Annotated in this window: 1 protein-coding gene; it reads left to right on the top strand. The window is 69.3% G+C overall.

Annotated features, from left to right (window positions below; translation table 11 throughout):
- Nucleotides 1-54 precede the first annotated feature (54 nt).
- Complete coding sequence (locus I6A81_RS41200; protein ID WP_238431222.1) at nt 55-1302, top strand: cytochrome P450; 1248 nt, start codon at nt 55-57, stop codon at nt 1300-1302.
- Nucleotides 1303-1422 lie beyond the last annotated feature (120 nt).

The raw sequence follows: 1422 nt of genomic DNA, 5'->3' as shown, positions 1-1422 counted from the left end.
TGGTAACACAGGGGACCTGTTCGCGGCAGACGAGGTGAGGAGCCAGGTTTGGCCATGATCGGCCTGTCGGAAGGCAGCCTCGCCCCGGAGTGGGCGTCGCGGTACCCGGCGCACGCCAGGGGCGCCATCCGGCTATACGGCGAGGAGTTCCATCGCGATCCGGCCGCGGTCTACTGGCGATTGCGGACCGTTCACGGCCCGGTGGCACCCGTGCTGGTCGACGGTGACGTCCCAGCCTGGCTCGTGCTCGACTACCGGGAGTTCGGCCAGGTCCTGGCCAGCCCGGCGTACTACACCCGGGACTCGAACGCCTGGAACAGCTGGGACCTGATCCCGGCGGACTGGCCACTGATCCCGATGATCACGGCACGGGACACCGCCTGGTTCCTGACCGGGGACGAACACGACCGCCGGGTGGCCGTGCTGGCCGACGGGCTCGGCACGGTCGACCCGTTCGAGCTACGGACGGCCTGCGAGCGGGTCGCCGACGACCTGATCGACGGCTTCGCGGGCCACGGCCGGGCCGACCTGATCTCCCAGTACGCCGAGCTGCTTCCCCTGCGCGTAGCGACGGCCCTGCTCGGCCTCCCGCCGGCGGACAGCACCGCGATCGTGGCCGACCTCGCCATCGTCGTCAACGGCGGCCCGGACGCCGTCACCGCGAACATCCGCCTACGCGACCGGCTCCAGGCGCAGGTCACGGCACGGCGCGAACACCAGCGCTTCGACGTGCTCTCCCGACTGGTCACCCACCCGGCCGGGCTTCGCGACGGCGAACTGCTCGAGGAACTGCAGACCATCTTCGCCATCGTCCACCAGGCCACCTCCGCCTGGATCGGCAACACACTGCGCCTCATGCTCGGCGATCCCCGGTTCGCGGCGACCATACTCGGCGGACGGCGCAGCGTCGGCGACGCCATGGCCGAGGTCCTCTGGGAGGACCCACCAGGGGCAACCCTCACCGGCCGCTGGACCGTCGGACCACGGACACTCGGCCGATACCGCCTCGGCGCCGGCGACCTGCTGCTCCTGAGCATCACCGCGGCCAACACCGACCCAACCATCCGGACGACCGCCGAGGTCCATCACCGCAACCAGGCACACATGGCCTACGGCCACGGCGAACACCGATGCCCACTCGCCGGCCAGGAGATCGGCGAAGCCATCGCGCAAGCCGCCGTACAGATCCTCCTCGACCGCCTCCCCGACATCGAACTCGCGACACCGATCGACCGGCTCGCCTGGCGCCCGTCCCTGTGGCTGCGCAGCCTCGTGGATCTCCCAGTCGTCTTCACACCGTGAGAACACCGACCAGCGCCCACAGCATCTGAGACGGGACCGTGACGTTGCGAGCAGTCAGAGCGCGCTAAAGAGCCGGTTCAGAATGAGCTTTTCAGTCGACGTAGACAGATGATCGAGCAG

It is taken from the genome of Frankia nepalensis, from assembly GCF_016786325.1.
In the GTDB taxonomy this organism is placed as follows: Bacteria; Actinomycetota; Actinomycetes; order Frankiales; family Frankiaceae; genus Pseudofrankia; species Pseudofrankia nepalensis.
Note: the sequence above shows the minus strand (reverse complement) of the source record. Positions and strands in the feature narration are given on the sequence as shown.